The sequence below is a fragment of the Paraperibacillus esterisolvens genome, from assembly GCF_046237625.1.
Classification (GTDB): Bacteria; Bacillota; Bacilli; order Bacillales; family DSM-1321; genus Paraperibacillus; species Paraperibacillus esterisolvens.
This window is the reverse complement of record NZ_CP143545.1, coordinates 3,878,311-3,904,776: the sequence shown is the minus strand read 5'-3', so window position 1 is coordinate 3,904,776 and position 26,466 is coordinate 3,878,311. Positions and strand designations below refer to the sequence as shown.

Genomic DNA, 26,466 nt, shown 5'->3' with positions numbered 1-26,466 from the left:
GGGCTGTCCCCCTTTCCCGGACATGGGGTCAGGCCCCTAGTTTTCCTTTTTATTCTTTTTCTCGTGCTTTGGTTTTTCTGCTTTCTTTTTCGCAGGTTCCGCTTTTTTGTTGTTTTCTTTTTTAACTTTGTTAACTGCTTTTTTGTTTTCTTTTTTATCCGCTTTTTTATTTTCGGTTTTCTTTGGTTTTGGTTTGGCTTTTGGTTTTGGTTTGGCTTTCGGTTTTGGCGCTGGCGGTACCATGTCATAGTGGCCTTTTACGTAGAGCTCTTTCCGGATCTCCTCTACGGAATGCGGCTGTGTGAACGGCTTGCTTCCGCCTGCGAATTTCTGCATCATGCTCTGGAAGATATAATGGGCTACCTTTGTATCCCATTTGTTCATATAATTTCCGCTTCCGTTTTTGGTGTACCCGGTCCAGACCGCCATGGTGTATTTGCTGCTGTAGCCTGCAAACCAGCTGTCACGGGTGCCGTCATCCGGATAGCCGTACTGTGCTGCGACCTTTTCATCGAAGTTGGTGGTCCCGGTCTTACCGGCAATATCCACGCCATCCACCCGGGCAAGCCGGCCCGTACCGTTGTCGGCATTCAGCACACCGCGCAGCATGTCGGTTACCATATAGGCGGTATAATCTTTCATTACTTTCTTGCTCTTAGGCTTGAAATCTATCACTTTACCATCCGGCATAACAACCTTCGTCACAAAATGAGGCTTGTTATAGACGCCTTCATTGGCAAATGCCCCATAAGCGCCGGCCATCGCGATTGGCGAAACCGCATTTGAACCGATGGCATACGATTCATAAACATGTCCGCCGCTGTAAGGAATGCCGAGGTTCTGCGTAAATTTCTTTGCCCGATCCAGGCCGACTGCCTCAAGGGTCTTCAGTGCCGGCACATTCCGCGATTCGATCAGGGCATTACGGATGCTCATGGTGCCTTTGTATTTTTTATCATAATTCCGGATCGGATCGCCGGTCGAATATTCATACGGCTCATCCTTCAGCTGATGATACGTTGACCACTGCAGATATTCAATGGCCGGCCCATAGTCAAAGAGAGGCTTGAAGGTCGAACCCGGCTGGCGCTTGATGCTCGTGACCAGGTTATGGCCGCGGAAATTGGTCTTACTCTCATTCCGCCCGCTGCCGATTGCCCGGATGGCCCCAGTCTTTGAATCGGTGAAGGCAAAAGCCGTCTGGAAGCGGCTGTTCGGATAATTCACCAGCTCCCCGGAGATAATCCGGTCCGCATAGCTTTGTGCGGCTGGATCAAGGGTTGTGTAGATCTGCAGTCCGTCTGTTGAGATGTCCACATCCTTCATGCGAGACTCGATCTCCTGCACCACTCCATCGAGAAATGCTTCATAAGGCATTCCGGAATTAGCTTTTTTCTTGACCAGTCCCTGTGTGACCGGAACCTTTTTTGCATCTTCCATATCTTTTTTTGAAATATAACCGTGTCTGTTCATCAGCGAAAGGACGATATTGCGGCGCTCGGTCGCTGATTTGACATTCTCTGGCCTGGTTGGATCATAGTTGTTCGGGCTTTGTGTCAGCCCGGCAATCATGGCCGCCTGCGGAAGTGTCATTTTATCCAGAGCAGCCACGTCGAGGCCGTAATAATTCCTGGCCGCAGCCGCCACTCCGTATGCATGGTTCCCAAGATTGATCTTGTTCACATACATGGTGAGGATTTCTTCCTTGCTGTATTTTTTCTCGAGCTTATAGGCTAAATACCATTCCTGGACCTTCCGCTTGACGGTTTTCTCAGGAGAAAGGAAGGAGTTCTTGATTACCTGCTGGGTAATCGTACTGCCGCCCTGGTCCCCGAAATTACCTGTGATGTTTTCCATGATGGCTTTTGCCGTCCGCTTGACGTCCACTCCTTTATGGGAGTAATAACGGCTGTCCTCTGTAGCAATGATGGCCTGCTCCAGTACCTTTGGAATCTGATCATACGAAATCTTCGTACGCTGCTGTTTGCCGTATTCATGGATGAACCGGCCATTTTTATCATAAAACTTCGAGGAAAGCGGATCCTTAAGCTTTGCCTCGTTCAATTTCGGCACGTCCTGAATCAGGGCGTAGCCTGTGCTGCCAATGGCCCCCAGGCCAAGTATGATAATAGCGAGCATGCCAATCAGCAGTTTCCGAAAAAAAGAACCTCTCTTTTTCTTCTTCTGTTTCTCTGCCTGCTGGGCAAGCCTTCGCTCCTCGCGTGTGGAGTACGTTTTTGTCATGGTGAATTTCCCTGCCTTTTTACAAAGTAAAGCGGAAGTGTAAAGAATCATTGTATACTATTAGCTTCGAAGAATCAGTGATAACGTATTAAAATGAGTAATTAGGAGGATTTTTCCCTGAAGATGGAACGCAGAAAGGAAGCTTCATAGTATCTATGAATATTTACCCATACCCTCATCGTACGCCTCTTAAACCAATAGATTCCAAGTTTTTATAATATGCAGGGAACCATTCTGGCAAACTGTCGTCTGTATGTGTAGAGAAAGGAGGCCGGCATGAATATGCAAAGCGCGCGTAATCAGGAACAGAAGATCGATCAGGGCAACATTACATTTGACAGTATTATGAAGGAATATGGCCAGAGTGTCTTGTGGCTGGCATATTCCTACGTAAAAGATAAAAGCCTTGCCGAGGATATAACGCAGGAGGTCTTTATCAGCTGCTATAAAAATCTGGATGCTTTCCGCGGAGATTCATCCATTAAAACCTGGCTGTACCGGATTACAGGAAACCGATGCAAGGATGTGCTGAAATCCTGGTCATACAGAAGCAGGAAAATAACAGGAGCCTTGTTTGACGATCACCGGTCGGATGGAGACAGTCCCGAGGCTGCCGTCTTAAAGAAAATGGAGGACAGAGAGCTTTCGGTACGGGTACTGTCCCTTCCGGTCAAATACAGGGAGGTCATTTATCTGTATTACTTCGAGGAATACAGCATCGATCAAATCAGCACACTCCTTTCAATCAGTGCCGGTACCGTAAAAACAAGGCTGCACCGCGGACGAAAGCTATTAAAAGACATGTATGAGAGAGGTGATTCGCTTGGAAGATAAATTGAAAAATCTGCGCGGAAGCATGACAGACACCGTCCTTCAGGATGTGGTTTTCGATGAGAAGCTCGAGAGCGGAATCAAAGCGGGAATTGCGGGCGGCATGCGGCAAAATAAAAGAAAGCGGATGATGAAGAGGCTCGGAGTTTACAGCGCGGCGGCCGTCCTGCTGCTCGGTTTGTTCATCAGTTCGGCCTTTGTTTCACCGGTAATGGCCGATGTGGCCTCCAAGATTCCTTATTTAAAGCTGCTGTTTAAAAAGGAAGACATCAATGATTTAATGGTTAAGGAATTAGAAAAGAAGCACTATAAATTCATCGGGCTCGGAGTTTCCTATCAGCCGCAAAAAGAATTCCACATCCAGCTCGAAGGCTCGAAGGAGTATTACGACAGCATTAAGGGGGACGTTAGGAAGCTAGCTGAAAAAACGCTGGAGTCTCAAGGATACGATGCTTTTAAAATTGTTATCGACCGCTTTGATCAAAGCGCCATGGAAAGAGAGCCAGCCCCGGATGCTAAAGAGATGAAGCGTCAGGAGCTGGAGAAGGACTTGCATGCAGGTTTAAAGAAAGCCGGCTTCGACATTATGGATTTATACGTCAGGGACTTTAAACCGGATGGAAAGGTTGTGCGTGACATCCAGGTAGAAATTCCGGATACGGAAAAACGGGTGGAGGAACTGAAGGCGGCCATTGCGGCTGAGGTGAAGGCGCATAACGCAGAACCTTACCCAATCAAAATCCGGAAGATTAATCTTGCGAAACGGGAACAGGACAACCGCTGGAGCTCCGTCATTTCTGCCATAGCCCAGGACTTGATGGCCAAGAAAGACTTCCATGCCAAAGGAATTGGCTACACCGTTTACCCTGAACCGAAGATCTCCATCCGCACCGAAATCAAAAGCACAGCTAAAGATGCGGATGAATTCGGACAGAATATGGAGAAGCTGATTCATGAATTTTTACAAAGTCCGGAGATGAAGGAACTCGTTAAGGGGGATTCGTACAGCATTTGGATTATGAGCTCAGATAAGAAGAGGCTGAATTGAAGAAGGAAGCGGCACCCGCTTATGGGGGGCCGTTTTTTTGGCGGAGGAGTATGTGATAAAGGGCCAGCCAGCTTTGAAGGTGCACGCGGCTGGAGCGCTTTTTGTACAGCTTGCCGCTTATGGGCTGGAAAGGAAGGCTTTTTTGCTGATTGTGGTATGGGAATGGATGGTTTTTGCCTGAGATGAGGTGATTTTGGCGGGAGTCATGGCACGGCGGGTATTTAAAAAAGACCTTTGAACACCGTTACTCGCCGGTTTCCATAGTTTACTAGCCGAAAAGGGGTATTTACTCGCCAAGCAAGCAACTTTACTCGCGGAAATCTGATTTTACTCGCCGAACTCGAGATTTACTCGCCAAAAACGCGGATTTACTCGCCAATAGCGTTCTTGGACGAGAACCGCGGACGCCCTGGGTTTACCCGCCAATCACGTTCTTAACGGGAACCACGATGCTGCCGGTCCAAGATTTGCCCGCCGCACCCTTCTGTTATAAAAGCAAAGGTGCCGCAAACTTTCACACAGTCTTAACCGAAAAATATAAATGATGTTATTATTTTGTAAATTGGGGTATTTATATCACAAATACCTTTATCAGAAAGGCAGTGAGCCCCTATGAAACATGAATACAAATCTAACCGTGATCAATTTGGCAATTTGCAGTCTGATTACTTAATGGATAAAGATGCTTTGAAGACGAAGAAGATTTTGACTCAGGCCAGAACGGAATATACTCATGGCGCTACGAAAATTATCGAAAAGGTGCAGAGTGAATTCCTTGCGGCGAAACGTTATGAAGAGATTGATAAAGCTTTGGAGCAAAAAGATAAAGCAAGATTTATGGCACTGACTTCAGAAGGATGGGAACAGGCCCTATGATAAAGATGATAATAAGTTAGGCTGTCTAACATTACCTGTTGTTAGGCAGTTTTTTTTGTGGACAAAAAAAGCCTGTCCCGGAGAGGGGGCAGGCAGGGGCTGTCAGGTGAAGTCGGGCCAGTTGGCCTGGTATTCATCGCCTTCAATTTGTTCGAGGGTGCGGTATTTGAATGGAGTGAGCTTGGATTCTTCTTTAGGAATGAATTCTTTGGCGAGTTCAAATGGCAGCAGCTCGAATTGTTCATTTTTTTCTGAAATGAAGTAAGCGCCGGCAATCTGCCCCCCGTTGTTCAGGTCGAGGGTGAGGAAGGCTGGATAGTAGGTGCTGTCTGCTGCCTCAAGGATTGCTTTGGCTGTGACGGCAGAGCGGTCTGACTCGTACTCGGCGGCGTCATTGCTGATTTTATCGAGAACCTTCAGGGCCCAGCCCGGCTTTTTATATCCGCCGATGATTTTCGGCGGATGCGCTTTTAACTGTTCTAAAAGGTCTTTGTTTTGATCCATCATCTAACTCCTCCATTACAGCAAGATGGGCCGCGGGGGAATCCCTGCAGCAGCCATCTTTTCTATGTCTAGGGTTCTATATGAAATGAGATTAGTCTGTCTATTCATATAATTTAGTATAAAAAATATTTTAAAACAATGTCAAAACATACCATTATTGGATGGTTACTGGTTTTCTCCCATGCCAGGATGTTCATAGTTGGTCAAACTTGGTGTGACATAGATGGAATTTACATTGTGCAGGATAATGATTTTATCCACTTCATAGGTTTTGATATATTGTTCTACATTCATTTTCTTGTAATGGCGAAGATCGAGCACCCGTGTTTCCTCAAAATGCCGGGCAAAGAACTGGATGGCAGCATTGGCATAGGAATCTTTGATGATCAGGAGCGTCTGGCCCTTTTTGTTCGGATTATAGATCGCTGTTTCCGGATGGTCGCCGCCCAGATAAGCGCCGTACCGGTTGGTGTACAATTCATCCCGGTCAAGCAAGTCCATATTGTAAAAACCGCGGTCACAGACAGCGTTATAGCAGACATTGATTTTTTCTTCGCTGAATTTAGGTGTGGCCACTGTTACTGTGTCATGCTTCTTTACATAAGCCTTCGTGGTGGTCCTTGCATCTGACCCGTAGAAGGGCTTGCCTTCTTCCTTCCATTCATAATCATCGAATTTGCGGGGAGCTCCGACGGCAGGGTCATCCTCAGCCATTTTTGCCATAACATCCTGATAGGCATAGAAGGCGGCTTTTGCTTTCCAGTGGTGGTCGCTGTAAAAATACATATTCCCTTTGTCCAGATGCGACTGGACTGTCAGCAAAGGGTTGACCGGGTGGGCGGATGGGCTGATTTTCTTCATGAGCTGTGCCGTATTTTTTTTGCCGAAGCTGGGGAAATAGCCCGGAAATTTGTCTTCCATGGTAGTTGACTTGTTTGGCATGAGCGTGAAGTATGTGTCTGCGCCCAGTTCCTTGGCTTTTTCTGTGAAGGTGTTGATTTTGCCCGCAATCTTCTCGGCATCTGAATCCTTGCCTTCCTTGACCGGGCTCAGGAGGTAGCCGTCCTTGTGAACGTAAACGTTCCGGACGACATCCTGGCGGAGCACATATTTATTAATTTTCGAGTTAATTTCCACAAAGCGCTCGCGCGTTGGGAACTGGTCGTTATAATACGATTCAAAGCGTTTTGTATAGTCCCCGGAAATGACGGATTCCACATTGGCATCCGGCCTCTGCGTTAGATTCCGGTTTTCTAGGACAGAGAGCTTAAGGTCCTTCGCTGACCATGTCCAGATGGTGAAAACGGCAATGATCAAAAGGAAAACTCCAGTTACAATGTAATTCGATAAAGCATGCTTCATGTTTGTCGGTAACCTCCCATCTTTTTAGGTCTAGAAGCGGAAGTAAATGAACGGATTGAAAGTGTTGGCGACGACAGAGACGATGCCGATTGCCATTACCAGCAGGTAAAAGCCGGTTTTGCCGATATCCCAGGCGGTCCTGGTGTACAGAGTCGGTCGTTTCTCAAGCACGCTTTTATTGATGGTGACTAAAAGCGGAGTGGCGCCGATGATTGCGAGCAGAATCAGGATTCCGTACTGTGAGAAATAATACCCTGCGTCCGCACTCCAAATGCCGGCTCCATTCAAGCCGAGCATCGCCTTGTAATAACCGATGGCATACGTAAAGGTTTCAGCCCGGAAGAATACCCATCCGGCGATAACCACGAGAAGCGCATAGATGTGCTGGATGAATACCGGCCATTTTTTAAGGAGCTTTCCAAGGAATGCTCTCTCAAGCATGATGAACACGCCATAATAGACGCCCCATGCGATGAAGGTCCAGCTCGCCCCGTGCCAGATGCCGGTGGCGAACCAGACGGCAGCGAGATTCCGGTAAACCTTCCATTCAGACACGCGGCTTCCGCCAAGCGGGATATACAGATAATCACGGAACCAGGTGCCGAGTGATATATGCCATCTTCTCCAGAATTCTGCTACAGAACGGGAGATATATGGATAGTTAAAGTTTTCAAGGAAATCAAAGCCGAACATTTTTCCAAGTCCAATCGCCATGTCGGAGTATCCGGAGAAATCAAAGTAAATCTGAAGAGAGTAGGCGATGATCCCGATCCAGGCAAGCCCCATCGATATTTCGTCAGGGTTCTGGGAAAACACCTGATCAGCCACCCAGCCGCAGTTGTTCGCAAGGAACATCTTTTTTCCAAGTCCGATGATGAAACGCTTGGTTCCGTAGGCGAATTTCTCAAAAGTTTCTTTCCGGTCCTTGATTTGATCGGATACCGTCTGGTAGCGTACAATCGGACCTGCGATCAGCTGTGGAAAGAGAGACTTATAGAGCGCCATATTGATTGGATTCTTCTGAACTCCGCCGTCGCGGCGGTATACGTCGATCACATAGCTGATTGCCTGGAAGGTATAAAAGGAAATCCCGAGCGGCAGCGGTACATTCGGATTGGCATAATCCGTTCCGAACAGGCTGTTCACATTTTCAACGATAAAACCTGCATATTTAAAGTAGCCCAGCAGCGTCAGGTTGGAGATGACCGCCACAGCCAGGATCCATCTGACCGCTGTTTTGCTCTCGCGCTTTTTATCAACGATGATGGCGAACACATAGTTGATCGCGATGGAGAACAGCATGATTGGCAGGAATTCAGGCTCGCCCCATGCGTAAAAGGCAAGGCTCACCCCAAGAAGCCAGGTGTTCTTGAATGCCCGTGGCAGTATGTAATAAACAACAAGTACAACTGGCAAAAATAGAAAAAGGAAAACGGTTGAGCTGAATAACATAGTAAAAAACCTTCCTACATTAATTAGTCGTTTGTTTCATCTAGTGTTCCGCTTACAAGTCAACTTCATTATTCTACTAGCTAAATATGTGTTAGACAAGCAATAGCAGGAAATTGGCAGGGAGAGGAAAAAGGCTGTTAAGTAAGGGCTGTCCCTAAAAGCAAAGGGCCGGGTCCCTTTAGTCACACGCGGGCAGGCCGGATTGACCTTCCTTATGCGGTGACAAAAAGAGGGAGCCAGACCCTTGTGGGACGCCTCTTAAAGTTGGTTTTAAAATAATCTCTTATAGCCGAGGAACCTTGTTTTGAAATAGGAGACTTCTGTCGAAGTGATGGTGATTCCCCTGGTGGAGTCGGCATGGATGAACTGGCCGTCCCCGATATAGACTCCCATGTGAGTGATGCTTGGCGAGCCGGGGCTTGGCGAAAAGAAAATAAAGTCGCCGGCCTGGGGCTGTGCTACCGTCCGGCCCTGGCTGAAGTAGTTTGCAGAGCTTGTACGCTTGATGTCAAAGCCTGATTGGCTGAATATGTAATATGCAAATCCGCTGCAGTCGAAGCCTGCAGGAGTGGAGCCGCCGTACAAATAGGGAACTCCTAAGTATTTATGTCCTTCGTCTATGGCCAGCTGGATATTTGCGGCTTGTGTTCCTGTCGGCTTGGCAGGAGGTTTCGCAGGAGCTGCAGGTGCCTTCTTAGGATTCGGGATTACAAGCTTTTGTCCCGCCTGGATGCTTTCGGTCTTCAGCTTGTTGGCCTGAATGAGCTCTGCTGTGGTTACGCCGTATTTGGACGAAATCAGCCAGAGGCTGTCACCGGGCTGGACTTCATAGTTTACAGATGGTGTTTTTGAGGGCTGTACCGGTTTTGGAGCGGGCTTTACAGCCGGCTTTGGAGCAGGTTTAGCAGCTGGTGCCGTGACCTTAAGTTTTTGGCCGGGCTTGATGGTGTCGTTCTCCAGGCTGTTCCACTTTTTCAGGCTGGATACCGTGGTTTTATATTTCCGCGCAATTTTATCAAGAGAGTCGCCCTTTACGACCGTATAGACCGTCTGTTTGGGTGCGGCAGGTTTAGGAGCAGGTTTAGCAGCCGGCTTCTTATCCGGAACCTGAAGCGTCTGGCCAAGGAAAATGGCGTCGGTTTTCAGCTTGTTCATTTCCTTCAGCTGCGCAACTGTCACACCGTTATTCTGGGCGATCCTGCTGAGAGTGTCGCCGCTCTTCACCTTATAGGAAGCTGCTAAGCCAGAAGGAACCAAACTGCCTGATATAATAATAGAAGCAGTCAATGCCGCAATCGTCTTTTTCAAAAACTCCACCCCTAAAATTTACTCATTTTACATCATTCTACATAATATCCCATAACAGTAATATTACATTTTCGTTACAAAACAGCATAAAGGATTTTTTTCATACAAAAAAGAACAGCATCCGCTGCTCCTGGTTGTCATATATTGTCTGGGAAATATCCGGGAAATGGAGGACTCTCCCCTATTTCCCGGAACGGGCTCTATATTTGTTATAAATGAACCGGACGATGCCATTTCGTTTCAGCTTCTCCTGCATTCTGGAGGGGAAGGAAGGGGATGCCGGTGCTGGCTCCGGTACCGGCTTGGGCTTGATTAAATGGTCCCAGGTCCCTGTCAGTCTTTGAAAGCGCCTGGATGTTTCAAGGTCCTGCTGAATCTCCTGGGGAAGAGTCACAGAAACTGAATCAGACAGCAGCTGCCGCTCTGAATCTTGTAATACGATCTGATGGAGCTGGGCCAGGAACTCGCGGTAATATTCCTTCGTGTAGTGAACATAAAAGGGACCCCATGGATGCTTTTCGTAGGTGAAGAGGCTTTTCACCGCTATGGTCCTTGCCTGGAGGGCAGCGGCAGCGTATTCATCCATTGTATTCCACAGCTTGTTCATTTGTTTCACATCGATCCGCGCCACCCTGCCGGAATCGCTCAATTTAATATATCTTTTGGATTCTCCCTTTTTGAGGAAGAATTCTACGTTTCTTGCTTTATGTATAATGACTTTGCAGTTTGGCACTTCAGATCGGATGAATTCACCAAGGGAGTCTATGCTTTTTTTCCATAGATACAAATATTCCTCTGTATTCTTCTCAAGCTTGAGTTCCTTCAACCCGCCGCTCTCTTTAAGTGCTTTGTAAAAAGGAGTCTTCCACACCATCCAGCGGTTGTTCGTGATGTACCGGTTCTCGTTCAGCTCAAGGCATCCAAAGTGAATATCGGCAAAAAAATCGAGAATCAAGTATTCCGGCTGCTGTTCCTTCAGCAATCTCAGGAATTCCTTATTTAAATCAGTTCTTACATTCCATTTCTGATAATCGCTCAATTCTCCAAGGTCTTCCTCGGCAAACACAGCGGGCTCAGACATCAGGCTGATGATCGAAGTCTGATTCTGCGTCAGCACACACTCATAAAAATCCTTGTAATTCTCGTTGAAACGGGAATTAAAGTTATCCCGAGTTGCACAACTTCCAAGCACTGCCACACTCATATTATGGCTCATAAGTAAAAAACTCCTTAACTTCTGCGTCATAGTGTCGATATATGTAGATGAAATGCTCTAACAAACCTAGTGTACCCATACACACTTTTATATGCAACTGGACAAAGACCCCGCTTGGGAAATGGGGGACTGCCCGGTCTGTCCCGCACGACGCAAGGGTTTTTCGCCTGGAAAATAGTGAACGTCCCCAGTCTGTCCCATGGTTAAATACCCGTTTCCTTCGTATATGAAACTAGGTATTTGGAACCTTTTTGGTAACCAGTGTTCACAATTTATGTAATTTTTTGCATAATAGGAATTATGTAACATTTTAGGATAATTTGTCATAGGGAGGATTGTTGGCTTATCAAGATTAAATATTCTGCTGCTGCTTGGTTTGTGATTAGTTTAGGATTATTTTTTGCTCTCATTTTCTCGGGTTCGAATGCTTCGGCCAGTGAAACCCCGTGGAACGCTTCATATTATCCGCTGCCTGACCGGCAGGGGACACCAGTTAAAACAACCGTGGACAAGCTGGATTTTGATTGGGCATACGGCTCGCCGGATTCTAAAATTCCAGGCGACAATTATTCTGCTCTTTTTACTAAGAAAATTACACTCTCCAACTCTACTAAATACCTGCTGTCAGGAAAGGCAGATGACGGTATCCGCATCTGGGTGGATGGCAGGGTTCAGGTGAACACCTGGACCGATGGAGTACATTTTTTTAATAAAGAGATTACGTTAAGCGCAGGACCTCATGTAATTACGGTCAACTATTATGAGAAGAAATACAGATCAAGCATCAAGGTCGATCTGCAGCCTGTTCCGGATATCCCTGCGGACAAGTGGCTGGCGGCTTACTATCAGACCCCTGACTTCAGCGGCACCCCGCTCTTTCAAACCACAGCTGCTGTTCAATACAATTGGGGATCCGGCTCACCGGCAGCTTCCATACCAAAGGACAATTTCACAGCTGTATATCAAAAGAAGGTGAATGCCGCCACACCTGGAACATATAAGCTTTCAGGGACCGCCGATGACGGCATCCGGATTTATGTGGATAACATTAAACAAGTGGATCTCTGGAAATCAGGCACCAACAATGCCTTCAGCCGGGATATAAACCTGAGTGCCGGCCTGCATGTGATCCGTGTCGAGTATTTTGAAAAAGGCTATTATTCTAAGATAAAAGTAGATTTTGAGAAAAACGCAGTGCCTGCCGCTGCACCTGTGACAAGCACAGAATACTGGACAGAGGCCTATTATCCTGGTGCAGACTTTGCCGGTACCCCTTTCTACCGCACTGTTAAATCCCTGAATTATTCCTGGGGGACGGGAAGACCGGCCGCCGGTATTCCGGGCGACAATTTTACGGCCAGGTATCAAAAGATTATCAAACCCGCGACAGCCGGTAAGTATTTAATATCTGGTACGGCTGATGACGGCATCCGCATTTATGTGGACGGAGTCAAACAGATAGACCTCTGGAAGTCAGGCACGAATAATACTTTTAATAAGGAAATTTATCTGGCAGCTGTTCCCCACACAATTAAAGTTGAATACTTTGAAAAAGGGTATAATGCCAAATTGAAGGTAAATGTAGACCGCATTGCCACAGCGCCTGCAGTTACAGCTGACAGCTGGGTGGAGACTTATTATCCAAGCACGGGCTTCACCGGAATGCCCAAGTACCGCACAGTGAAGAGTTTGAATTATTCTTGGGGTGCCGCGGCGCCGATTTCCGGGATTCCTGCAGATAACTTTACTGCCCGGTATGAAAAGAAGATTAACGTGCCAGTGAAAAGCGAGTATGTGATTTCTGGTGCCGCTGATGATGGAATCCGCATCTATGTGGACAACGTTAAGCAGGTGGATCTGTGGAAAACCGGGACGAATAATACGTTCAATAAAACGATAACTTTGGCAGCGGGTCTTCATACCGTCAAAGTCGAGTATTTTGAAAAAGGCTTGTTTGCCAAAGTAAAAGTGGATATAAAGCAGAAAGTGCCTGCTCTTTCAACGGCATACTGGACAGAAGCTTACTATCCTTCCGCGAATTTTTCAGGCACCCCGGTATACCGGACGGCAGCTGGATTGAATTATTCCTGGAGCAATGCGGCACCGATTTCAGGCATACCGGCTGACAATTTCACAGCGGTATTTCAGCGTAAAATCAGCGTGCCAGCCGGCGGGGATTATGTGATCTCCGGAACCGCCGATGATGGAATCCGTATCTATGTGGACAACATCAAGCAGGTCGATCTCTGGAAAACGGGGACAAATAACGCCTTCAATAAAAAGATCGCGTTAAAAACAGGACCTCATACCATCCGAGTCGAGTATTTTGAAAAAGGCTTATCTGCCAAAATCAAGGTTGATGTGAATAAGGCAGCCGGAGCCGTCAGGCCGCCTGCGAATTTCACTGAATGGACCGCTCTGTATTATCCAGCAGCCAATCTGACAGGCACGCCTGTTGAGACAGCCCATCAGAGTCTGAACTTCAACTGGGGAACAGCCTCCCCGGCTGCCGGTATACCGGCTGATCATTTCTCTGCGAAGTACAGCAGGAAGATCGCGGTCCCGGCCGCCGGCAAGTACAAGCTGTCCGGAACTGCAGATGATGGTGTTCGTATCAAGGTGGACGGCGTCACGCAGGTGGATATGTGGACCACAGGATCCCATGTCATTAATAAGGATGTGACTCTGTCCGCAGGGGAGCATCTGGTGGAAGTGGAATACTATGAAGCGGGCTACAAAGCAGTAATGGTCCTAAATATCGAACAAGTATCCATCAAGACCACGACTACGTATACGAATTATAATTATACGCTTCAATCTGCGGTCGATAAGCAGGTGAAGGTGAATCCGCAGACAGATAGAAAATATGATGCATATGTAAGTGCCATGGCTTTCTCTTCCATATCCGGAACAACTGCCAAAGTAGGAACCGTTTCTGGAGGACCGTGGAATGTGCGCGGCGGGGCAGGGACAGAATACTGGGTAATGGCCAAGCTGACAGATAAGCAGAAAATCACCATCCTTTCAGACAAAATTAAAGCCTCAGACGGCGGATATTGGTATAAAATCAGTCTGCCGCTGACATGGAAAACAGCAAGCCCTGAGGATGTGAAGTATTATCTGACTCCGGAGAATTTCACCGGAAGCGCTTCAGCGAAATTCCAGTTCTTGAAGCTCTCTGGAAGTGCCGGGACGAATGCTTATGAAATAAACGAAAAGATCCTCACCTCAAGCACCGGCGTTTTAAAAGGAAAGGCAGCAACCTTCCAGCAGGCAAGCCAGACGTATAATATTAATGAAGTTTACCTGATTTCGCATGCACTCCTTGAGACAGGAAATGGCGGCTCCCAGCTTGCGACGGGCGTAAAGGTTCAAAAGCAGCGGAACTCAAGCGGACAGGTGATCTACGGAAGTGACGGATACCCGCTGCTGACCATCCTGAGCTCGACCGCCGCAAGTTATGATGCCATCGTTTATAATATGTACGGAATCGGGGCCCTTGACAGCTGCGCGCTCACGTGCGGCACAAGAAAAGCCTTCATTGAGGGCTGGACCACAGTTGACAAAGCCATCATCGGCGGAGCAAAGTTCGTGGCTGAAAACTATGTGGCCCAAGGACAGGATACGCTGTATAAAATGAGATGGAACCCCGCGGCGCCTGCCACCCACCAATACGCATCAGATATTGGATGGGCCTACAAGCAGACCTCGGGCTTCTACCGCCTCTACGGCACCCTCGAGAACTACACAGCCGTATACGACATACCGCTGTATCAATAAACACACCGAAAAAGCTGTCCCATCGTCATGGGACAGCTTTTTCAATAGGGGGGCAGCCGCTATTTCCGGGAAATGGGAACTGTCCCCGTTTCCCGGGAAATGTCGAAAACAAGGGAGGAGCGTTTACAGGCTGTTTCTTGAAAAGGATGGGGAAACAGTGTATAGTTTTAAAAGAGTTTTATAGCATGAATCGACATCCGTATACAAAAAAACACTAATGAAATTACATTTTTATACACGAGAAACCGTTCCTTAAAGAGGCCGCATGTGATGTGCGGCTTCTATCGGGTGCGGATAATGAATTTAACTGGAAAAGGGGCTGTCACTTGTGATCTATGCAGAGATATTAGCAGGCGGTAAAGGGACAAGGATGGGGAATGTGAACATGCCAAAGCAATTCCTGTCGCTGAACAACCGTCCCATCATCATTCACACGATTGAAAAATTCATTTTGAATGACCGTTTTGACAAGATACTCGTTGTATCGCCAAAAGAGTGGATCAACCACACGAAGGACATCATTAAAAAACACATCGGCGATGACAGCCGTGTTGTAGTGGTGGAAGGCGGAAAGGACCGCAATGAATCTATCATGAGCGGAATCCGCTACATCGAGAAAACAGCAGGCCTTGGGGAAGATGACGTCATCATCACCCATGACTCTGTGCGTCCATTCCTCACGCATCGCATCATCGATGAAAACATCGATGCGGCGCTCAAGTTCGGAGCCGTAGATACTGTGATTGAAGCCATTGATACCATCATCCAGTCAGAGGACGGAGAAGCGATCTCGGATATTCCGGTCCGCAGCACGATGTATCAGGGCCAGACACCGCAAAGCTTCAATATAAAGCTTCTTGTTGACCACTATAACTCCCTTTCTGACGAACAGAAGGCCATCCTTACCGATGCCGCCAAAATCTGCCTGATCAAGGGTGAAAAAGTAAAGCTGGTACAGGGCGAAGTATTCAATATAAAAGTAACTACTCCTTATGATCTCAAGGTCGCGAACGCAATCATCCAGGAGAGGATTGCGAAATGATTAACCAGGTCTATCGCCTAGTCTCCCCGCGCCAATTCGAGGTCACCTATAAGGATGCATCCCTGCAGTCGGATTATGTGGTCATTCGCCCGACCCACCTGTCCATCTGTAATGCGGATATGCGGTACTATACCGGCTCCCGCGGCAAAGAGGCCCTGGCTAAAAAGCTGCCGATGGCGCTCATTCACGAAGGGATCGGCAAGGTTGTCTATGACCGGAAGGGCGAATTCAAGCCCGGCACGCTAGTTGTGATGGTGCCGAACACCCCGGTCGAGGAAGACGAATATATTGCAGAAAATTATCTGCGCACAAGCAAATTCCGCTCAAGCGGATTTGACGGATTCATGCAGGATTATGTCTTCATGGCACGCGACCGCCTTGTCGAGCTGCCCGAGGATCTGGATCCGCATGTGGCGGCATTCACCGAGCTCATCACGATCGGCATGCACGCGCTCATCCGTTTTGAGGCAAAGGCCCATCCGCGCCGTGCGACCTTCGGGGTATGGGGCGACGGAAACCTCGGCTATATCGTGTCCCTGATATTGAAAAAGCGCTATAAAGACAGCCGGGTGGTCATCTTCGGCAAAACCGGCTACAAGCTGGATCACTTCTCTTTTGTGGATGAAGCATACCAGATTGATGAAATCCCTGAGGATCTGCGGATTGACCATGCCTTTGAATGTGTCGGCGGCATCGGAAGCCAGACGGCCATCGACCAGATCATCGATCATATCCATCCGGAAGGCTCAATTGCCATACTTGGGGTATCTGAATATCCGGTTGAAGTGAATACAAGGATGATCCTTGAAAAGGGCCTGACCATGATCGGCAGCAGCCGGAGCGGCAGGCAGGACTTTGTTAACACGGTTGAATTCATGAAAGAACATCCGGAAATCGTGGAATACTTCTCCACCCTGGTTGGAAGCGTGAATGAAGTGAAAACCATCCAGGATATTATAGATGCATTTGAAAAGGATCTTGCCACATCATGGGGCAAGACGATCATGGAGTGGAAAATATAATTACATGGCTCAGCATGCGAAAGAAGGAAGGCACAGCATGAACAAACTCAGATTACTGCCTGCAAGGCTGACTAAGCTTCTGATCAGCTCGCTTTACCGCATGTTCAGCCTTTTCTTTAAAGTGAACAATAAAAAGGTTACCTTTGCCTCCTACCGATCTGAAGAGCTGAATGGTAACTTATTTTATATCCATCAGGAGCTTGTAAAAAGACATCGGGACATTAACACGCATTTCCTGTTCAAAAAGTTCCGCAGCTCCAAACTCGGCAAGCTGGATTATCTGTTTCATATGGTGAAGGCCTGCTATCACCTTGCGACCTCCAGGTATTTCATCATTGATGATTATTATTTTCCTGTGTACGCCATAAAGCCGAGAGAGGGTGCCGAGGTTATCCAGCTCTGGCATGCAGCGGGCGCCTTCAAGAAATTCGGCCTGAGCACCGTGGGGACCCCGTTCGGACCGAGCCGGGACTATTTAGAAGTCATCAAGGTTCATTCGAATTATGCCAGGGCCTTTGCAAGTGCCTCCGGCATCATCCCTTATTATGCGGAGGCTTTTGGCATGGAGAGTGAGCGGATCCTTCCGCTCGGTGTTCCGAGGACAGACTACTTTTTCCAGGAGGAAGCCGCCGCCTCTGTCAGGGAGCGGTTCTTTCAGGCCTTCCCGGAGCTTGCAGGGAGAAGGCTGATCCTCTACGCACCAACCTTCAGGGGAAAAAGCCATTATCAGGAGGCCTTTCATTTCCCTATGGACTTTGAGAGGATGAAAGATGAGCTGGGACCAGAATACGCCCTGCTTGTCCATCTTCATCCTTATATGGATGAGAATGTCCATCTTGGGGCCGAAGGGTTTCTTTACCATATTAAAAAGGGCTTTGATATTAACGAACTAATGCTTGTTTCAGATATTCTGCTTACGGATTATTCCTCCGTCATCTTTGATTACAGCCTCCTTCAGAGGCCGATTGCATTTATTTCCTCCGATGTGGAAGAATATACAGCAGAAAGAGATTTTTATTATCCTTATGAATCTTTCATACCGGGACCGCTGTTCACAGGAGAAGGCCCGCTTATCGACTGGATTCTCGAAGAAAACTTTGATATAGCAAAAATCACCGAATTCCGGAACCGATTCTTTGATTATCGGGACGGACGGGCCAGTGAACGCATCATTGACCACCTTTTTAGAGATAATGAAAAGCATACAAAAATTGGGAGCACATCATGAATAGATCGAAAAAAATTTTATCCGTACTGCTCAGGAACAGGGGAAACCTCCCATACAAACTGCTGTCGACGAAAGTATTCAGGCTGCTGTATAAGTTATTCTGCAGGCTGCCGATTGATGAAAAGAAGGTAGTATTTGCCTCCGACAGCCGGCTTACAATCGGCGGGAACTTCGAATTTGTACTTGAAGAGCTTAAAAAGCAGGATCCCGGGCTGAGCTATTATTTCCTGTTCAAAAATGGGACAGGCGTAAAAAAAAGCGCGGGGGAGATCATCTCCCTTGCCTACCATCTGGCGACCGCGAAGAACATCCTCCTGGATGACTTCTATCCGATGGTCTATCCACTTAAAATACGTAAGGGAGCCGAGCTGATCCAGCTCTGGCACGCTGTCGGCGCATTCAAGACATTTGGGTACAGCCGCGCGGGAAAGCCGGGCGGCCCAAGTCTTGAGTCAAAAAATCACCGTAACTATACGAAGGCTATAGTAAGCTCGCAGGAAGTGGCAGAGCATTATGCAGAAGGATTCGGAATCCCTCTGGACCGCGTAGTTGCAACCGGAATTCCAAGGACAGATATCTTCTTCAATGAGTCGTATAAAGAGCAGGTGGTGGATCGCCTCCACCGTGAATTCCCTTATCTCCGGGATAAAAAGGTGATCCTGTTTGCGCCGACCTTCCGCGGGAACGGACAGCAGACAGCCTTTTATCCGACAGAGGTTTTGAACATTGATTCCTTATATAATGAACTGAAAGATGATTATGTATTCCTGTTCAAGATGCATCCGTTTGTTAAGGATTTTTGGGAAATCCCCGAGGAGTATGAAGGATTTTTCCATGATTTTACCTCTTACCGGGAAATCAATGATCTGCTGTTTGCGGCAGATATCTTGATTACGGACTATTCATCCGTCTGTTTCGAATTTGCCCTGCTGGACAAGCCCATGCTGTTTTTTGCACCTGATGTGGAAGAATATATTGAACATCGTGACTTTTACTACAACTACTATGAATTCATTCCGGGTCCGCTTGTCCGGACTACCGGGGAATTGATTTCCACAATCCAGAATGGGCAGTTCAGGATGGATCGAGTGGATTCGTTTATAAAGCATTTCTTTGACCATATGGATGGGCAGTCCAGCCGCCGTGTGGCAGAGCTGATCCTGGATAAAAGATTGCCCGTGCGTAAAAAAACTTAGGTAACGTTGAAACGGACATTTCCTATGGATAGAGGAGTTAGTCAACATGCAGCTTCAAATCATTACTAAGCCATACCTAGAAAATATTAAAGTCAGCGTCATCATCCCTGTTTATAATGTAGAGGAATATATAGAAGAAACGCTGAATTCCCTATTGAACCAGACTCTTCAGGGAATTGAAATCATTCTCGTTGACGATGGTTCCAGTGACAGCAGCCCTGATATCATCAGGGATTATGCAGCAAAACACGGGAACATCGTCTTCATGAAACAGGAGAATTCCGGCCCGGGAGCTGCCAGGAACAATGGACTGGACGCCGCCCGCGGGGAGTTCGTCAGCTTTGTCGACTCAGATGACACCCTGCCGCTCGATGCACTGGAAACCATGTATGGTGCAGCCATCGATGAGCAGGCAGATATCGTTACCGGAACATCCCTGAGCTTTAACAGCAAGGAAACCTGGTACATACTGAGCCATCTTCACAATGGCGTGTACCGTCCCGGGGCAAAGAATCTTGTCCGCAATCCTGAGCTTCTCTATTCACTCGGACCATGCAATAAGCTGTATAGACGCAGCCTGATCGACACGATCCGCTTCCCTAGAGGAATTCATGTAACAGAGGATCAGCCGTTTGTCATCGAGGCATATCTGCGGGCGAAGAAGATGTTTACCGTCGACAAAATCATCTACAACTACCGTGCCCGTGAAACGGACACCAACACATCCCTGAGCCAGATGGTGAATGTGGATTCTGTCAAGGTTCTGACTGACATCTTTAAAAGCCTTAAGCTCTCCGATCAGCTGTGGACAGATCTTGTACCGAATAAATCTTCAGGCTTTTTCCTGCGGAGAAGCTACTATCATCGGATCATCTCCCATGATATCTGGCCGGCCCTCCGGAGCGCACTTGCTGCTAAGAATGAAGAGCAGCAGCAAAAAAGCTTCTCCCTTGTCCTGGAATGGCTGCGTTCTTTGCCACTCCGGCTGATCAATGAACTGCCGCTTCTGCACCGTGTTCTTACTATTGAAGTGGCGGACCGCTATACAATGCTCAGGCCGAGGGGGAGGAAGGCCCATCTGAAGGTCATCCGCTATCTGTTCCAGGTCATTAATCCCGGGGCGATTCAAATGCATGAGAGTTCCAAGAAAGGCGCATCCTTCAAGGCTGCCAGGAAAGCGGCGCGAAGAAACAGCAGCGGCCCGCTCTCTGCCCATGCACGGCGCATGAAAATCAAGGACACCAAGCGGATGGTCAAGACAGCCGCTGCCCGCAGGATCGTTTACCCGCTGGCGAAACTGCTGCCAGTAAAGAAGAAAATTACTTTTGCCACCAATAAGTTCAATAAGCTGGGGGACAGCTTCAAATATATATATGAAGAACTGGCAATCGAACGCCCGGATTATGAAATAAAGGGCTATTTTAAAAAGAAGCGTTCTTTCACCGAGTTCTGCAAATTGTATTTCGATATTGCCACATCCAGATACGTCCTTCTTGATGATTATTACCGCCCGCTGTACAAGCTTGGCGTGCGGAAGGGAACGGATGTCATCCAGACCTGGCATGCTGCCGGGGCCTTCAAGAAGTTCGGCCACAGCGCAGTAGGATATCTTGAGAGTAATACGAGGGAATTCGAAAACCAGGCTCACAGCTTTTACACAAAGGCTGTCGTAACCAGCCAGGAAATTGTCCCGCATTATGCCGAAGCGTTCGGTCTGCCCGAAAAGGATATCTATCCGCTGGGGCTGCCAAGGACCGATTTCTTCTTTAATCAGGATGCGGTCGGTCATGTACGTGAAACTTATTACGGCACATACCCAAAGCTGATTGATAAAAAAGTCATCACCTATGCGCCGACATTCCGCGGCGGTCCGGGCAAGCGCTCGAGCTTTAAAATCAAGCTCGACCTTGTACAGATGGTCAAAGAACTTGGTGATGAATATGTATTGGTGCTGAAGCTCCATCCATCCGTCACCAAAAAGCTCGATATCCCGGAAGAAGCACGCGATTTCGTCATGGATATGAGTGCCAACGACATCAGCAATGTTCTTTCTATTACAGATGTCCTGATTTCGGATTATTCGTCCCTTGTATTCGAATATGCCCTGCTAGAGCGCCCGATGATCTTTTACGCCTATGACCTGGAAGACTATCTCCAGGACCGGGGCTTCTACTATGACTATGAAAGCTTTGTGCCCGGACCGATCGTCACCACTACAGACGGCATCATTGAGGCAGTCCGCGGAGGCCATTTTGACATGGATCAGATCAAGGCATTCAAGGATAAATTCTTCGACCATCAGGACGGAAACTCAGCCAAACGTTTCGTCCAGACACTGATCGAAAAATAATTCCGGAAAAAGTGTAACTTAATCCGGACCCGCTCCGTCTAATATACTGAAACGAAAGCTTGTTCAATTCCAGAACAGCCCTTGCTGAAAAGGGGAATGGGTGTGTACGCCCATTTCCCTTTTTGCGGGAAAGAGGGACGGGACGGTAGATAAGGCCCTGAAAATGGCTCTCCAGCCAGAGCCAGTGTCCCCCATGACAGGAAGCTTTTAGGGTTTGAATTAATCACCCTTTGGATATATAATGTGTTGAATGACTATAACCATAACATTACTAATTTAATAGAATGATTTATTAACACAGAGTGGTTTTTTATAAATGTCTGTAAGGTGACTTTATGATTAAACAAGGTTGATTGGAGCGGAAGGCGCGAGACTCCTTGCGGGATATGCGGGACAGGTGAGACCCCGCAGGCGAAGACGAGGAGGCTCACCGCCCGCCCCTAAGGTCCGCGAGTGCCTGGAGCAAAGTCAGCCTTTTTGACCATGTTAGAAAAAATAGATTGTTAGATAAAAAGTACATTACAGCGAGGAGTTGAGAAACGATGAAGAAGGTACTGACTTACGGAACGTTCGATCTGCTCCACCCGGGGCATATTAATCTGCTGAACCGCGCCAAAGCGCTTGGCGACTATCTGGTTGTGGCGGTTTCAACAGATGAATTCAATGCTGGAAAAGGCAAGGATGCCTATCACAGCTATGAGAACCGGAAACTGATTCTGGAGAATCTGCGCATGGTGGATGAAGTGATACCTGAGGCGACCTGGGATCAAAAAATCCAGGATGTGCTTGACCATAAAATAGATATCTTTGTGATGGGTGATGACTGGAAAGGGCATTTTGACTTCCTGAAGGAGTACTGTGAGGTCGTTTATCTGCCCCGCACAGTAGGTGTATCCACGTCAAAAATAAAGAGTGATCTGCATTATGTCCACAATGGTTAGGGAAATTGCCATCACGCTGTATCTATCCATGGTCAAAATGATATTCATTCTGTGCAGAATCCTTCCACAAAAAAACAAAACAGTCTTCATGGTTTCATTTGGGGACAATACAAGGTATGTGTATGAACAATTGAAAAAGCGCACTCCTGAGCAGGAAGCGGTATTCTTATGCAAAGGACGCGCTTTTGACGTGTTTCGGGCCGATTATGGCAGCGAAACGGTTGTGCCGTTTGAGTCGAGGAGCCCTAAGGCGCTGTTTCAGTCGGTTTATCATCTGGCAACAGCCCGGCATGTGATTGTGGACAACTACTACGGAATCCTGGCTGCAGCTATCCTGAAGCCGGGCACCGAAGTGATCCAGCTGTGGCATGCTGCGGGGGCCATCAAGAAGTTCGGGCTTCACGATGAATCCATCAAGAACAGGAGCAGACGTGCAAACCAGCGTTTTTTAGGTGTCTATAAAAAATTCGACCGGGTTGTTGTCGGCTCGGATGCAATGGTCCGTATTTTTACGGAGGCATTCGGCCTTCCCCAGGAGAATTTCCTGAGAACCGGGATCCCAAGAACGGACTTCTTTTTTGATGAAAGCCTGAAGGATGGAATCATTGCTGATTTTAAAGCAGAATATAAGGATATTCAGGGCAAAAAAACGATTCTGTATGCACCGACCTACCGTGACAATGAGCTTGACGAGTTCAAGCTGATGCTCGATATCGAACTAATGAAGCGGGAGCTGGGCCAGGAGTATGTGCTTTTGCTCAAGCTTCATCCCGCTGTCCAAAAGACAGTCGACTATGAAAGAGAATATCCCGGCTTTGTCTATGATTTCACATCTTCCGGAAAGCATATCAATGAACTTCTCCTGGTCACTGACATCCTCATTTCCGATTATTCTTCCATTCCGTACGAGTATTCGCTGCTCCAAAAGCCGATGCTCTTCTTTGCTTACGATCTGGAGGAATATACACGTGACAGAGGTCTGTGGGAGGAGTATGAGACTATGGTTCCCGGGCCTGTTGTTTCCGATACAAGGGAGCTTGCGGAAGTCATTAAGAGAGCGCAGTTTGACCTGGAGGCTGTCAGGAGCTTTTCAAGAAAATGGAATAAATATTCCACCGGGAAATCCAGCAGCAAACTCATCGATTATCTTGAAAAGGGCGCAGCTGCCGAACGGCAGAGAGGCGTTATGTAGAAGAATTTGATGACAGAATTAATGTGTACTATAATAAATGGTGGTGCTTGCCCGGACTAAGCAGAGTCCGGAGCTATTATTTAGTGTCAGCGCGCCATGCGGTGCGCCTGATGTAATCTATGTGCGGGAAGGTACAACATGATTTCAATGTTTAAAGTAATTAAGGAACAGATCAGCTGTTTTTATTTAATTCGCAGGCTTTCTATGTTTGAACTGAAAAGTGCGAACAGCAACCATTACCTCGGGATGCTCTGGGAGATCATCAACCCGATGATCCAGATTGCCATTTACTGGTTTGTTTTTGGATTGGGAATCCACAAGGCGCGGCCAGGAAACGACTTGGTCCAGGGAGTGCCATTCATTTACTGGCTCATTTCCGGGATTGTTGTCTGGTTTTTCATCAATCCGGCCGTCCTCGAAGCATCGAAGTCGATTTATACCCGGATCAATTTTATATCTAAAATGAGCTTTCCAATGAGCGTCATCCCAAGTTATGTCATAATGAGCAAGTTTTATCAGCATTTGATGCTGGTTGGCGTGATCACGGTGATTCTGCAGTTTACGGAATTTAAGTTTACTGTCTATTTCCTATCACTGCCTTATTATATGTTTGCGCTGCTTGTCTTTTTAGTGGCCCTTTCATTAATCACATCCACACTTGCCACAATCGTGAGGGATGTACAGATGGTGGTTCAGTCCATCATCCGTGTTCTGTTATATCTGACGCCGCTTTTATGGGCGCCGTATGACTTCAAGTATAATTATCTCTTGGAACTTAATCCTTTTTACTACATTGTCGAAGGCTATCGCTCAGCCATGCTTGGACAAGGCTGGTATTTTCTTGAGCATCTGCAGTACACCGGTTATTTCTGGGTAATCACACTTGTGCTGCTAGCTATCGGTTCGGCACTTCATGTGAAATTCAGAAACCATTTTGTTGATTATCTATAAAATGGAAGTGAACTTATGACAACAACAGTTAAAGTAGAAAATGTATATAAAAAATATAAAATGCACAGCAAGGCAACAGAGAAGCTGCTCGACATCCTGCTTCCGAGCGGCTACGGTGAGGACTTCTATGCGCTGCAAAACATCAGCTTCACCGCCCAAAAAGGGGATGTCATCGGCCTTGTCGGCGTGAACGGCTCAGGAAAATCGACTCTGTCCAACATCATTTCCGGCGTCATGCCCCCGACAAGCGGGAACATAGAAACAGTGGGGCAGACCTCCCTGATTGCCATTGCTTCCGGCCTGAACAATAACCTGACAGGCCGTGAGAACATCGAGCTCAAATGCTTGATGCTCGGCTTCAGCAAAAAGGAAATCGAGAAGCTTGAGCCGGAAATCATCGAATTTGCCGATATCGGCAAGTTCATCGATCAGCCGGTGAAAAAATACTCGAGCGGTATGAAATCCCGCCTTGGCTTTGCCATTTCCGTGACGGTTGACCCCGATATCCTTGTGATTGACGAGGCTCTGTCTGTTGGGGACCAGGCTTTTGCTGAAAAGAGCAAGAGCAAAATGTTCAGCTTCCGCGATGAAGGAAAGACCATTTTCTTTGTCAGCCATGCCATCCACCAGATCAAAACCTTCTGCACGAAGGTACTTTGGCTGGAATACGGAGAAATCAAAGCATTCGGAACAACAGAGGAAGTGGTACCGCAATATGAGGAATTCCTCAAGCGCTATAAAGCCATGACACCTGCCGAACAGAAGAAATTCCGCGAGGATGCCATCCAGAAGCAGAGCCAGAGAATAGAAGCGGTTCAATCATAAATCAGGGTGCTTCCTATGGAGGCCCCTTTTTGCATTAAGGGATTGTTAAGGAAGGCATACTATAATTGACAGGATAAAACCGTGTCGAAGGACTGAAAACCATGGAGAATCAGCAAGTTGAAATACTCGGCATCCCCTTTACAGGCGGAACGAGAGTGGACTTTATCAATAAAAGACTGAAACCAAGAATCATGAACGGAGAAAAGACCTTCATCGTGACGGCCAATCCTGAAATTGTTGAGCTTGCCGTCCATGATCCCGAATACAGAATAAATATTAATCATGCCGATTACATCGTGCCGGATGGCATAGGAATCATCGTAGCTTCCAGAATGCTGAAGCAGCCGCTGCAGGAGCGGATCACCGGCTTTGAGACAATGCTCGACTTATTTACACTTGCTGATGCCAACGGACTCAAGGTCTATATGCTCGGTGCCCAGGAACATGTGGTGAAGAGAGCGGCAGAAAAGGTGAAAACGGAATATCCGGGATTGATTCTGGCAGGCTGGCATCACGGCTTTTTTGATGTGGAGAAGGATGCTCTTGCTTCCGAAATCGCAAGCCTCGAGCCGGACCTCATCTTTGTGGCGACCGGTGCCCCGCGTCAGGAGAAGTGGATCGCCCTGCATCAGGGCAAGTTTAAAAAAGGCTTGTTCATGGGAGTGGGAGGCTGCTTTGACATACTGGGCGGCGAACTGAAGGGTGCCCCGCCGCTATGGAAAAAGTACCATGCCGAGTGGCTGTACCGCCTGCTCGAACAGCCATCCAGGTGGAGAAGGATGCTCGCCATCCCAAGGTTTCTGGTGCGGGTGGCAAAAAGCAGGAAAATGTGAAACCTTTAAAGGGAAAACATCGTCTATCATTAAAGGAATTAATGCGACAAGGATTGGTGGACGTGATTCCACTACTAGGTGAATGAAGGACATTTAGGAGCTGCCAGGCCTGTGAAAAGTCCTTCATAAGCTGCATATCCGCCGTCCATTAACATGTTTCTCATACTGACCGAGTTCATTCCGTGGATTCCCAATTGCCCCCCGGCACACAAAGGATAATACCCCGCCTCCCGGGAAAGGTAAAACTGACAGCTTCAGCCATTTA

Annotated in this window: 20 protein-coding genes and 1 pseudogene; 15 read left to right on the top strand and 6 right to left on the bottom strand. The window is 47.5% G+C overall.

The window, feature by feature from the left end; genetic code table 11:
* Positions 1 to 36: 36 nt before the first annotated feature.
* Positions 37 to 2,244 carry a transglycosylase domain-containing protein gene (locus V1501_RS19715; RefSeq protein WP_409290573.1) on the bottom strand — a complete coding sequence of 736 codons (2,208 nt, stop codon included), beginning with the start codon at positions 2,242 to 2,244 and terminating at the stop codon, positions 37 to 39.
* Between the two features lie 276 nt (positions 2,245 to 2,520).
* Here V1501_RS19715 and V1501_RS19710 point away from each other — a divergent pair, with 276 nt between their 5' ends.
* From V1501_RS19710 to V1501_RS19695, 4 genes are all read left to right on the top strand, one after another.
* Entirely contained in the window at positions 2,521 to 3,078 is a 558-nt protein-coding gene (locus V1501_RS19710) for a sigma-70 family RNA polymerase sigma factor (RefSeq protein ID WP_409290572.1), read from the top strand.
* Positions 3,068 to 4,123: a DUF4030 domain-containing protein gene (locus V1501_RS19705; protein WP_409290571.1), complete on the top strand. Its 1,056-nt coding sequence runs from the start codon at positions 3,068 to 3,070 to the stop codon at positions 4,121 to 4,123. Before V1501_RS19710 ends, V1501_RS19705 begins: the two co-directional genes overlap by 11 nt.
* Before the next feature lie 37 nt (positions 4,124 to 4,160).
* Positions 4,161 to 4,304: a hypothetical protein gene (locus V1501_RS19700; protein ID WP_409290570.1), complete on the top strand. Its 144-nt coding sequence runs from the start codon at positions 4,161 to 4,163 to the stop codon at positions 4,302 to 4,304.
* 431 nt (positions 4,305 to 4,735) lie between these two features.
* A complete protein-coding gene (locus tag V1501_RS19695) occupies positions 4,736 to 4,999 on the top strand; it encodes an IDEAL domain-containing protein (protein WP_409290569.1) in 264 nt (87 codons plus the stop codon).
* Positions 5,000 to 5,101: 102 nt separating this feature from the next.
* Here V1501_RS19695 and V1501_RS19690 read toward each other — a convergent pair whose 3' ends face one another.
* From V1501_RS19690 to V1501_RS19670, 5 genes are all read right to left on the bottom strand, one after another.
* Positions 5,102 to 5,506: a hypothetical protein gene (locus V1501_RS19690; protein WP_409290568.1), complete on the bottom strand. Its 405-nt coding sequence runs from the start codon at positions 5,504 to 5,506 to the stop codon at positions 5,102 to 5,104.
* 162 nt (positions 5,507 to 5,668) lie between these two features.
* Entirely contained in the window at positions 5,669 to 6,865 is a 1,197-nt protein-coding gene (locus V1501_RS19685; protein WP_409290567.1) for a DHHW family protein, read from the bottom strand.
* A 30-nt stretch (positions 6,866 to 6,895) separates the two neighbouring features.
* Positions 6,896 to 8,317 (bottom strand): MBOAT family O-acyltransferase, encoded by a 1,422-nt coding sequence (locus V1501_RS19680; protein ID WP_409290566.1) that lies wholly within the window; start codon positions 8,315 to 8,317, stop codon positions 6,896 to 6,898.
* 270 nt (positions 8,318 to 8,587) lie between these two features.
* Positions 8,588 to 9,625 (bottom strand): LysM peptidoglycan-binding domain-containing protein, encoded by a 1,038-nt coding sequence (locus tag V1501_RS19675; RefSeq protein WP_409290565.1) that lies wholly within the window; start codon positions 9,623 to 9,625, stop codon positions 8,588 to 8,590.
* A 181-nt stretch (positions 9,626 to 9,806) separates the two neighbouring features.
* On the bottom strand, positions 9,807 to 10,841 hold the full coding sequence (locus V1501_RS19670) for a DUF6270 domain-containing protein (RefSeq protein WP_409290564.1): 1,035 nt from the start codon (positions 10,839 to 10,841) through the stop codon (positions 9,807 to 9,809).
* A 378-nt stretch (positions 10,842 to 11,219) separates the two neighbouring features.
* Between V1501_RS19670 and V1501_RS19665 the strand changes: the two genes are divergently transcribed.
* The 11 genes and pseudogenes from V1501_RS19665 to V1501_RS19615 all read left to right on the top strand — a co-directional run bounded on the left by V1501_RS19665 (position 11,220) and on the right by V1501_RS19615 (position 26,201).
* Positions 11,220 to 14,621: a PA14 domain-containing protein gene (locus V1501_RS19665; RefSeq protein WP_409290563.1), complete on the top strand. Its 3,402-nt coding sequence runs from the start codon at positions 11,220 to 11,222 to the stop codon at positions 14,619 to 14,621.
* Between the two features lie 328 nt (positions 14,622 to 14,949).
* Positions 14,950 to 15,663: a 2-C-methyl-D-erythritol 4-phosphate cytidylyltransferase gene (locus V1501_RS19660; RefSeq protein WP_409290562.1), complete on the top strand. Its 714-nt coding sequence runs from the start codon at positions 14,950 to 14,952 to the stop codon at positions 15,661 to 15,663.
* On the top strand, positions 15,660 to 16,685 hold the full coding sequence (locus V1501_RS19655) for a ribitol-5-phosphate dehydrogenase (RefSeq protein ID WP_409290561.1): 1,026 nt from the start codon (positions 15,660 to 15,662) through the stop codon (positions 16,683 to 16,685). The genes V1501_RS19660 and V1501_RS19655 overlap by 4 nt, the downstream gene beginning before the upstream one ends.
* 37 nt (positions 16,686 to 16,722) lie before the next feature.
* Complete coding sequence (locus V1501_RS19650; protein WP_409290560.1) at positions 16,723 to 17,913, top strand: CDP-glycerol glycerophosphotransferase family protein; 1,191 nt, start codon at positions 16,723 to 16,725, stop codon at positions 17,911 to 17,913.
* Positions 17,910 to 19,109, top strand: a complete 1,200-nt coding sequence (locus V1501_RS19645) for a CDP-glycerol glycerophosphotransferase family protein (RefSeq protein ID WP_409290559.1) — start codon at positions 17,910 to 17,912, stop codon at positions 19,107 to 19,109. Before V1501_RS19650 ends, V1501_RS19645 begins: the two co-directional genes overlap by 4 nt.
* Positions 19,110 to 19,155: 46 nt before the next feature.
* On the top strand, positions 19,156 to 21,459 hold the full coding sequence (locus V1501_RS19640) for a CDP-glycerol glycerophosphotransferase family protein (protein WP_409290558.1): 2,304 nt from the start codon (positions 19,156 to 19,158) through the stop codon (positions 21,457 to 21,459).
* Between the two features lie 542 nt (positions 21,460 to 22,001).
* A complete protein-coding gene (tagD, locus tag V1501_RS19635; protein ID WP_409290557.1) occupies positions 22,002 to 22,400 on the top strand; it encodes a glycerol-3-phosphate cytidylyltransferase in 399 nt (132 codons plus the stop codon).
* On the top strand, positions 22,384 to 23,592 hold the full coding sequence (locus tag V1501_RS19630; RefSeq protein WP_409290556.1) for a CDP-glycerol glycerophosphotransferase family protein: 1,209 nt from the start codon (positions 22,384 to 22,386) through the stop codon (positions 23,590 to 23,592). Before tagD ends, V1501_RS19630 begins: the two co-directional genes overlap by 17 nt.
* A gap of 138 nt (positions 23,593 to 23,730) precedes the next feature.
* Entirely contained in the window at positions 23,731 to 24,543 is an 813-nt protein-coding gene (locus V1501_RS19625; RefSeq protein ID WP_409290555.1) for an ABC transporter permease, read from the top strand.
* 15 nt (positions 24,544 to 24,558) lie between these two features.
* Positions 24,559 to 25,341 (top strand): annotated as a pseudogene (gene tagH, locus V1501_RS19620) (teichoic acids export ABC transporter ATP-binding subunit TagH); the annotation flags it as partial.
* A 128-nt stretch (positions 25,342 to 25,469) separates the two neighbouring features.
* Positions 25,470 to 26,201 carry a WecB/TagA/CpsF family glycosyltransferase gene (locus V1501_RS19615; protein ID WP_409290554.1) on the top strand — a complete coding sequence of 244 codons (732 nt, stop codon included), beginning with the start codon at positions 25,470 to 25,472 and terminating at the stop codon, positions 26,199 to 26,201.
* Positions 26,202 to 26,466: the final 265 nt, after the last annotated feature.

Bases quoted from the DNA above. Each gene is read 5' to 3' on its own strand.
- V1501_RS19695 (WP_409290569.1), top strand. From the start codon at position 4,736: ATGAAACATGAATACAAATCTAACCGTGATCAATTTGGCAATTTGCAG.
- V1501_RS19640 (WP_409290558.1), top strand. From the start codon at position 19,156: ATGCAGCTTCAAATCATTACTAAGCCATACCTAGAAAATATTAAAGTC.
- V1501_RS19630 (WP_409290556.1), top strand. From the start codon at position 22,384: ATGTCCACAATGGTTAGGGAAATTGCCATCACGCTGTATCTATCCATG.
- V1501_RS19645 (WP_409290559.1), top strand. From the start codon at position 17,910: ATGAATAGATCGAAAAAAATTTTATCCGTACTGCTCAGGAACAGGGGA.
- V1501_RS19680 (WP_409290566.1), bottom strand. From the start codon at position 8,317: ATGTTATTCAGCTCAACCGTTTTCCTTTTTCTATTTTTGCCAGTTGTA.
- V1501_RS19670 (WP_409290564.1), bottom strand. From the start codon at position 10,841: ATGAGCCATAATATGAGTGTGGCAGTGCTTGGAAGTTGTGCAACTCGG.
- V1501_RS19710 (WP_409290572.1), top strand. From the start codon at position 2,521: ATGAATATGCAAAGCGCGCGTAATCAGGAACAGAAGATCGATCAGGGC.
- V1501_RS19690 (WP_409290568.1), bottom strand. From the start codon at position 5,506: ATGATGGATCAAAACAAAGACCTTTTAGAACAGTTAAAAGCGCATCCG.
- V1501_RS19650 (WP_409290560.1), top strand. From the start codon at position 16,723: ATGAACAAACTCAGATTACTGCCTGCAAGGCTGACTAAGCTTCTGATC.
- V1501_RS19615 (WP_409290554.1), top strand. From the start codon at position 25,470: ATGGAGAATCAGCAAGTTGAAATACTCGGCATCCCCTTTACAGGCGGA.
- V1501_RS19625 (WP_409290555.1), top strand. From the start codon at position 23,731: ATGATTTCAATGTTTAAAGTAATTAAGGAACAGATCAGCTGTTTTTAT.
- tagD (WP_409290557.1), top strand. From the start codon at position 22,002: ATGAAGAAGGTACTGACTTACGGAACGTTCGATCTGCTCCACCCGGGG.
- V1501_RS19655 (WP_409290561.1), top strand. From the start codon at position 15,660: ATGATTAACCAGGTCTATCGCCTAGTCTCCCCGCGCCAATTCGAGGTC.
- V1501_RS19715 (WP_409290573.1), bottom strand. From the start codon at position 2,244: ATGACAAAAACGTACTCCACACGCGAGGAGCGAAGGCTTGCCCAGCAG.
- V1501_RS19685 (WP_409290567.1), bottom strand. From the start codon at position 6,865: ATGAAGCATGCTTTATCGAATTACATTGTAACTGGAGTTTTCCTTTTG.